Source organism: Neobacillus sp. 19, assembly GCF_049463095.1.
Classification (GTDB): Bacteria; Bacillota; Bacilli; order Bacillales; family Cytobacillaceae; genus Neobacillus.
Genome location: NZ_JBMPZU010000017.1, coordinates 59,060 through 67,670, shown reverse-complemented (window position 1 = coordinate 67,670; position 8,611 = coordinate 59,060). Strand labels below are relative to the sequence as shown.

At 38.0% G+C, this 8,611-nt stretch carries 7 protein-coding genes and 1 pseudogene; 1 reads left to right on the top strand and 7 read right to left on the bottom strand.

Features of this window, described 5'->3' with window-relative positions; translation table 11 throughout:
- Positions 1 to 135: 135 nt before the first annotated feature.
- The 3 genes from ACO1D1_RS03610 to ACO1D1_RS03600 all read right to left on the bottom strand — a co-directional run bounded on the left by ACO1D1_RS03610 (position 136) and on the right by ACO1D1_RS03600 (position 2,276).
- On the bottom strand, positions 136 to 288 hold the full coding sequence (locus ACO1D1_RS03610) for a hydrogenase subunit MbhD domain-containing protein (protein ID WP_423334982.1): 153 nt from the start codon (positions 286 to 288) through the stop codon (positions 136 to 138).
- Positions 245 to 721 (bottom strand): hypothetical protein, encoded by a 477-nt coding sequence (locus tag ACO1D1_RS03605; protein WP_423334978.1) that lies wholly within the window; start codon positions 719 to 721, stop codon positions 245 to 247. Before ACO1D1_RS03605 ends, ACO1D1_RS03610 begins: the two co-directional genes overlap by 44 nt.
- A 346-nt stretch (positions 722 to 1,067) precedes the next feature.
- Complete coding sequence (locus ACO1D1_RS03600; protein WP_423334977.1) at positions 1,068 to 2,276, bottom strand: proton-conducting transporter membrane subunit; 1,209 nt, start codon at positions 2,274 to 2,276, stop codon at positions 1,068 to 1,070.
- Between the two features lie 153 nt (positions 2,277 to 2,429).
- Between ACO1D1_RS03600 and ACO1D1_RS03595 the strand changes: the two genes are divergently transcribed.
- The gene (locus tag ACO1D1_RS03595; protein WP_423334976.1) at positions 2,430 to 3,122 is read left to right on the top strand and encodes a universal stress protein; all 693 of its coding nucleotides are present in this window, start codon (positions 2,430 to 2,432) and stop codon (positions 3,120 to 3,122) included.
- A 52-nt stretch (positions 3,123 to 3,174) separates the two neighbouring features.
- On the opposite strand, the gene ACO1D1_RS03590 is transcribed toward ACO1D1_RS03595, so the two are convergent.
- The 4 genes and pseudogenes from ACO1D1_RS03590 to ACO1D1_RS03575 all read right to left on the bottom strand — a co-directional run bounded on the left by ACO1D1_RS03590 (position 3,175) and on the right by ACO1D1_RS03575 (position 8,168).
- The gene (locus ACO1D1_RS03590; protein ID WP_423334975.1) at positions 3,175 to 3,738 is read right to left on the bottom strand and encodes a tyrosine-type recombinase/integrase; all 564 of its coding nucleotides are present in this window, start codon (positions 3,736 to 3,738) and stop codon (positions 3,175 to 3,177) included.
- Between the two features lie 246 nt (positions 3,739 to 3,984).
- A complete protein-coding gene (locus ACO1D1_RS03585; protein WP_423334974.1) occupies positions 3,985 to 6,060 on the bottom strand; it encodes a sigma-70 family RNA polymerase sigma factor in 2,076 nt (691 codons plus the stop codon).
- Between the two features lie 264 nt (positions 6,061 to 6,324).
- A pseudogene (locus ACO1D1_RS03580) lies at positions 6,325 to 6,919 on the bottom strand (class I SAM-dependent methyltransferase).
- 394 nt (positions 6,920 to 7,313) lie between these two features.
- Entirely contained in the window at positions 7,314 to 8,168 is an 855-nt protein-coding gene (locus ACO1D1_RS03575) for a peroxiredoxin family protein (RefSeq protein WP_423334973.1), read from the bottom strand.
- Between the last annotated feature and the right edge of the window lie 443 nt (positions 8,169 to 8,611).

Below are 8,611 nucleotides of genomic sequence, written 5' to 3'. Positions count from 1 at the left end.
GGCTCCTTCGTTCAGTTATGAGCCAAAGCCGTATTTAACCAGAAACCCAACAACCTAGATAGGCGTTTTCGCATTTATCGTGAAACGCTTTCGCGTTTTCGTGCGCCGCTTCATGGAGATGAGCGCATTGACTGCTTAAACCGTACACGACTGATTTCCTTCCGCAACTGCTAAGGCCAATGATAAACACGACCAGAAAAGGGCCGTTGTAACCGTCTCTACAACCAATTGGGTAAGGGCCAAATCAGGCGCTCGAAATAGAAGAAAAGAAGAAACAAGAAAGCCCAGTGCCCCAACAGCAACGATGGCGGTCAGCCTGTTTTTTTGAAACGAGAACGGTTAAAGCAGCGATAATAGCAACCACTAACCCCGTTTCAAAAAGATTAACTGGTGCATCATTAGAGGGGTCAAACAGAAAATGCATGGAATGGCACATCGCACCGCCAACAACAACTATGATAAACGCAAATATATATCTAAAAAAATAATCGCGGATAAACCCCGTCATATATTTATTTGTTAGTGATCCCGATATATTCTCCATTCTTTCTAAACTGAAATTATATAGATTATTTAACATTTGGGCTTTTTTCTGATAGAAACGATATACTCGATACCATTTTCTTAAATAAATGTACAACAAAGTGCCAATGATGATGACTCCAATGGTCATAAACAGCTCCGTATTCACCAGCCATTTTGTGCAGGGACTTATTTTCACTTTCAGTTCCCCTGCATTAGCAAGCGTTGGCAATACAGCATACCAAGCCGGTTTTAAAAGATATTTTGACAGTACATTTGGAAAAAAGAATATAATAATGACAAGAGAACCGAGAACAAACGGGGAAACCAACGTCCGATCGGCGGCTCATGCACAACCTTACCTAGTTTTTCAGGCTTATTTTTCCCCTCTAAATGTTTTAAATACAAAGCTTACGTGCTGTACAAACGTAAACACACTCGCAACCCAGGCAATTATTGGTATCGCAAGTCCAATATAGTAGCATTAAACACAGTAGTGTTGAAGCATTTACTACCACTATGAAGACTCCTTGCTTAAAAAGCCATTAAATGAAAAACCTGCCATGGCAAAACTGCCGATCACAGTAAGGGTAAAGGTTATTGGCATCAGATAGTATCAATCCCCCAGCCTGCATATATCCACACATTGCATGTTCATGGTCAATAATCCCAACTACCATAAACAGACAGCCTTTAAATGTAGAATGATTGACCAAGTGGAATATGGCCGCAAATATTGTTGCAGCATATACAGAGGAATCATTTCCAATCCCGTAATACAATGCAGCAGAACCTAATCCAAGAAGGCTCATAATTAATCCTAATTGGCTAATGGTCGAATAGGCCAGCAACGCCTTTAAATCTGTTTGCCTCACTGCATTCACGGATCCATATAATAAAGTTATGATTCCTACTCCGGATACCAGCCAAAACCATTCAGCTGTACCACCGAAAATCGGGGTAAAACGGGCAACTAAATAGATACCTGCTTTCACCATTGTGGCCGAATGTAAATAAGCGCTAATTGGAGTAGGTGCCTCCATCGCATCCGGTAACCATATACTGAATGGAAACTGCGCTGACTTTGTAAATGCTCCGATTAACACTAAAATCATCGCTGGAATAAACAATGAATGGGATGGAATCCCGACTGTATTACGGATCATTTCACGAATACTATTCGTATCCGTCATCAATGAAAGCATAATGAAACCTGCTAGCATCGCAAGCCCGCCAAATATGGTAATCAAGAGCGATTTTTGAGCACCATACCGAGATTTTTCACGTTCATACCAGTAGGCAATTAATAAGAAAGACGATACACTGGTCGTTTCCCAGAAAACATAGAGAACAAAAATATTATCAGAAAAGACTAGACCAAGCATCGCTCCCATAAACAACAGCAAATACACATAAAAATTATGAAGTGCTTCGCGATGCTTTGACATATAGTAAATGGAATAGAGGATGACCAGTGCGCCAATTCCTGCAATTAATAGTCCAAAAACAAGACTTAACCCATCAACATACGTCGTAAAGTTAATATGATAAGACGGAAGCCACGGAACAGTTGAAGTGACTGAATTTCCTAGAGAAATTTGGGGAATAAAGGTTAAAAGGTGAATAAATATCACCAACGGTATTACGAGGACAAACCACCCCGTATGAAAGCGCGGGTTGAATTTCTTATATACGTACGGCACCACTAGTGCAAAGATAAATGGTAGTAAAATCATCATGTGTAACCAAGACATCGGGTCCCCTCCTTTTATTGTGGTATACAGTAATAGTATAGAGTTATTAATTAAATTGACTGATAGGACACCATGGGGTATAGTCATACATAGTTTATTCAATTATGTTATTAATTTGTAGTTAATTCACAGCCATTGCGAGGTGAACTAATAATGAAGAAAATAAAAGAACGTATGGATGAAAGCATCCTTGTATGTGTATATTATGGTCCCAATGGTGAACGTCTCATTCAACGTGGCTGTAAAATTGCTAATATGCTTGATTGTCCTCTTTATATCCTTACCGTCGACCCTGCACCATTTGATGATTTGGATGCAGAAAAGACGAATTATATTTCCAGATGGAAACAATTAGCTGACCAGCATAGTGCTGAAGCATTTATTATTAAGGATAATGAAAAAAGACCAATCTCAAAAGTGATTGCAGAGGTTGCAAGAGAAAAGAATATTACGCAGATTATTCTCGGTCAAACTGCTCAAAGTCGTTGGGAACAAATTGCGAAGGGGTCTATTATTAACTCCTTATTACGTGAAATTCCATTTGTTGATCTTCATATCATTTCTGTATCTCGTTATCTAAAAAATCCTGATAGACATTTTGAAAAAGGTGTACGTGCATATCTGGTTAAGGAGCAAGATCACTACCTCCTTGTCTTTAAACACACAAAGGATATAGTATTTGAAGGGATTTTCTTTAAGGAATTTGGAACTGACTTTAATAACGGTATCTTCAAATTTATGAAAGACAAGGAAACATTACAAGTTCAAGTGAATGATGATATTGTTAAAGACTTAACAAATGTTCAAATGGATACAAACTTATCTTCTGATGATGATTACTTATAAGAGTTGCCTCCTCCACAATATAGTGGAGGTTTTTTAATTCTCTTTAATATGCTCATAAATTCACATCTACTTTAACAAGGTGCTTATCATGTTTATCTATTCCTATATACTTTAATGTTTCAGAAGGGGAGTGATGATGATAAATTCTCATTAAAATGGAAATCGCGATCCCCTTTCGGTATGCGTGATACCCAAATGTTTTTCTCAGCGTATGCATACCTATATTATCTGGTATCCCAACCTCTTTTGCAGCATTATGAATAATTCGATAAGCCTGCTGTCGAGTAATCGGTTGATTACTCTTTTTTGATCTAAACAGATAATCACTTTCATTAAAATCATGAATAGATAAATATTTCTCTAACTCACCTTGAACGACATGATTAATATAGTGAGCACTTGTTACGTCACTTTTCTCATCCCTTAAATATAAAAACTCCCTTACTCTCTCTCCGTCCCATATATCAGTAACCTTTATTGAAAGTAAATCACTTACTCTAATTCCCGTATTAATTCCAAAAACAAAAAGTAATAAATCTCTTTGTGAATGTTTCCTTAATATATCCTTTATAGCATTGATATTTTCTATATCTCTAATAGGATTAACAAACTCCATAGGAAGCCTCCTAGAACATGTTACATAACTCGATAATAACATAAATTAAGTAACATTAACAACGAATATGCAACAAATACAGGCGCCTGTTTTTTTACATTTTTTTGTATTAATAATAAAGATTTGCTAAGCTTTGAAAAAGACAAAATCGAAGAAAGACTGGAGCGGCAAGGTTTGGATATGAAAAGACCCAGAATTCGCTAAAGATTTTTTAACGAAATCAGGGTCGGTTTAGAACTAGTTTATTTATTCCAACGAAATCTTCACAACATCATCCAAATACTTCGTTGTATTATATCCGTAAATCTCCAGTCTTGTCGGAATCACTTTCTCTCCAGCATTGTCACTGCGTAACTCCAAACCTTGAACAGTAAGCAAATAACGGGGCTGCTCGATTTCCTCATACGGGACAGGGTTTATATCCATATTGTATTCAGTCCCGTTTTTATCGACGAGCACTCCTTCAGAATTCATCTCCATTGAGGTAGTTGCATTCTCCCCTTCACCCATAATGTTGAATTGAAGCGACTCATATGCCCGTTTCTCAATATTATGATTGCTGATGACAACTTTGGAAGGCAGTCCAACTTCCACCTTGTCGATAGAGATTGTACTTCCTGAATATTCAAAGGTTTGGGGATATTCCTGAGCAGCATCGAGTATAATGGTTTTTGGGTCCTCAATAGTTAAATAGATTGATCCGAATTGAACGTTAACCTCTTTTGGCTTTTCTCCAAAAAGAGGATTAAAATGTGCTTGAAAAGAGCTCCAATTCATGTCTAGAGGTGACTCTAAAAAAGAGTTGCCATACAAATCCGCTTTTACTTTCTTATTGTTCACTTCTAGATTGTCAAAATTGAGAAAATTAATCCGTTTTCCTGACTGGGCATGATTAATACTATATTGCAGAATCGTCGCTGTTGGAGCAATCGTTAATTTATCAAATCGAATCGGGACCCCCTCGACTTCTGTTTCATCATCCAATGCATATTCAATAGAGGGCTGTTTTGTTACAGGGATCTCGAAGCTCCACTCCCCTGTTCCATATTCCATGTTCTCGTAAGCTCTCAAACTATTTCGGTCAGTGGGATCACCAATCATTTTCTGAAGCTTTGTGATCTTAAGTTTGATTGTCCCTTTTTCCTTGGAGAGCGGCAGCAGACTAATCTTCCCTTGATACACGTTCTTTTCTTTATTATTTTCAGCCGTTTTAAGGTCAGGAGGATAGTACATTTGATTTGCGTTACTGTTCATAATTTCATATTCGTTCTCCACAGAAATTCCCTCATGAAAATCTATCATATATTGATTGTCTGCAGCTGTATCTTTTATTTCATAAAAAATAAGCGTCTGAACATCATCAGCAATCGCGCTCTTGATCTTAATTTTCACTCCATCGCTTTCCGCTTCCAGGTTCAGCCTCTCACCCAGCTCCTGTTGCAGGAAGGCACGCAACTCTTGATCCTCTTCTGTCCATGTATAGTAGAGGTTGGTAAAAGCCCCTGTTAAGACCTCTATACCCGCTATTAATGCGAAAATGCTTGCAAATAAAATCCCGATTCTTTTTCGTTTCTTGTTCTTCAGTTGTCTGTGCTTTTCCTTTTCTGCCAGCCTGGCTTTAACGTTCTCCATGAAGTCAGCTGGCACATGGAAATCCTCCATCTTTTCAGTAAGATTTAACATGGTTAACATGACATCCTGGAAGGTTGCCAAATCCTCCTGACAGTTTTGGCAATGATAAATATGTTTCTCAAATCCAATCTTTTTCGACCGATCCAGGGTTTTCTCTAAGTAATCGATATAATCCTTATGATACTCCTTACAGCCATTGAAGGGTAATCCGAACCCCATTTCTTTTTTAATTAACTGGATTCCGGAAAACAAAAGCTCTTTTATCTTTTCCACTGAAACCTGAAGAAGTTGTGCCGTTTCCCCATGAGAGAGTCCTTTTACATATGTAAGGACGATCGCTTCTTTCTCGTACTCTTTTAATTGATCAAGTGCTTTAAATAAATTCTTCTGTTGTTCACTTTCCTCTGAAGCTTGTAAACTGCTATCATTAGCAATCTCCCGGCAGATATGTATAAAAATGGACGTAACCCACGTTTCGAATGATGTTTCACTTTTAAATCGGGGTAACTCCTTGTGGATTTTAACAATAGACTGGTAAAAAAGCTCTTCCATTTGCTGCTGATTACTCAGATAGGACCATCCAAGTATATAGAACGTTTGTTTATGCCGTTCGAACCAATCGAGGATAGACTCCACGCCTTTTTCTCTAATTGGAGTGATTGATATTGGATCTATTTTTGCTGGGATCATAACTGTGTTTCCCCCCTTTACCATTCTCTTTCTTTGTTTATACTCTTTTCGATTTGCTTATTCTATCCAATTTTTTCTAGTATAATAGACATGCTGCTATTTTTTCAACATTGTGTTTGTTAAGGGGGATGTTCCCAATGAATTTTCATACTAAAAAGCTGCCCGGAACTTTCTCACAGGCAGCTCAATGTTTTCGAAGTAACTTCATTATTCTTATTATAGTTATACGCCGACCAGTCCTCTTGTTAATTCTCTGTAAGTGATTTATTCCGGTTTTTGGCCAGCAAATTGAATAACATGTGCCAAGCCGGTATGCAATTCTCCCTCATGTCGAATAGCTTCACCCATGAAGAAATGAACAATCCGAAAATGTTTGCAGGAAGTCTTCCGGAGTATAAAGGAAGTCGATATCTCTGGGTCCCCCGCTTTTATAGGGAAGTTGATGAATCGAATATACTTCTGTCACAAAATAACCCCCGGGTTTTACTGCCTTTTTTACTCCTTCAAGTGTTTTATTACGTGTTTCCTTTGGAAAGTGTCCAAAAACACAAACAATTTCATCCCATCTATCTGTTTCCCAGACTGCTTCGTTTAAATCGACAAGCTCTGTTTGCACAGTTACCCCTTTGTTCTCAGCAAGCTTCTTCGTTTTTAGCAGTCCAGATTCGGCAAAATCCCAAGCAGCCACCGTCATTCCTTGTTCAGCTAAAAAAACGGCATTCCGGCCTTCGCCTTCAGCAATGGCCAAAGCATCTCCAGCTAATTGAAGTTTTTTCTGCATTTCGGATATGAACACATTTGGCTCTGTTCCATAAACATAATTTTTATCTTGAAAGCGATTATTCCAGTGATTGTTCATAGGATTCTCCTTTTCGCCATAATGAATGATGTAAAAAAAGGGCTAAAATAGCCCTTTCACTCAAACACGAAGCACGGTAAACTGTCCGCCCCCGAATAATGACTTTACATAGTCAATCTTTACATTATTAAAATATACCTGATCTCTTTCATTTACTAAAAAGCAGATTCCATCCTGCTCAGTGATTTCATCATTTTCTAAAGCCGACTCTTCCAGAGTCAGACGAAGCTGCGGGCCCCCTCAACCAATGCCCATTGAAAAGCGGATCAGCGGCTTTTTACCCTCATCGATGACATCTTGAACTTCGCTTGTAATAGCTGAAATTGCAGCATGTGTTACTTTGACCATTTTAGACCCTCCATTGCCTTTTTTATAGCTTCTGTTAATATTGCCTTCAATCAACATTTTCTATTAATTGGTTTATCATATCTTTATCCATTGGCCCGACTATTTTCTTGCGAACAATCCCTTGGGAATCAATCAGATAACTTGTTGGAATTGTAATCGCTTGATATTGGTCGCCTATATTCCCATCATTGTCGAGTAAAACAGGAAAAGTTACGTTTTTATCTTTCACGAATTTCTTTACATTTCCCGGATTTTTCTCTGATGTGGTTAAGTTGATGGCGAGTATTTCCACTTTGGTTTTGTCTCTTGATTCATAAAAATCCTGCATGTGCGGGATTTCTGCTTTACAGGGCGGACACCAGGTTGCCCAGAAATTTAAAATGACCTTTTTCCCTTGCAAATCAGACAGTTTAACGTCAGTGCCGTTTAACGTCTTTAATTGAAAATCAGGTGCTTTATTACCTTCTTGGAGACCAATTTCTACTGTCTTTGTGCCGGCTGTATTCACTTTCGGCTTATCAGGATTCAAGAAGAGGTTAACTAAAAAATACCCACTCATGACGGCAAAAGCAAAAACAACCGTGGACTGCAGAATTATGAGGTTTGTTATCCTTAATTTTCTGGCTTTAACAAAGAAATAAATGAATGCACCGAGCGTTCCTAAAATGAATCCGTTCGTTCCTCCTGTAAAATACAATAACGACATTGGACTTTCAATAATTAATTTCGGCTCCAGTAACAGCAAACTGCCTTTCCAAATCAGAAAGCCCCAAAAAACACTGTTTAATGCTAAATCGAATAATTTTTTACCAGATTCTTCTTTTTGTGAACGCAGCATCCATAGTTTCAGAAAAATAAATCCGATCACAATGGCGAAACCAAGAACAATCCATTTCATCATAATGGTGAAAGAACCAATTTGGATAACCTCTATTACCGGCTCCCCCCTTTCTTCTTTAGGAAAGTTAAAAAATCAACTAAAAGCTTTATAAATCAGGTAAATGACTCCTGCCAGGAGCCATACAAGCGTTCCTGGTCATAGTGGAAACGGTCGTTTAACCTTTTTTCCATCTCCAGAAACTTTTGGCCGGCTGATTCCTCAAGAACCAGTTGTCGAACAATCTTTGATTTGTTTTTCTTTATCGGGCATTATAAAACCCCCTTACTAATTTCCCTATTACCCAATAGGGTATGAATACATACTTTGACATTATACCTATAAGGGTATAATGTCAAACAAATTACATTGCCGGTATTTCTTAAAGTCGCAGACACTTTTTTGCACAAATTCAACAGCAAATGGAAACGGCCGCTTTTATTTTATTAGATAAGATTCCGTACCCT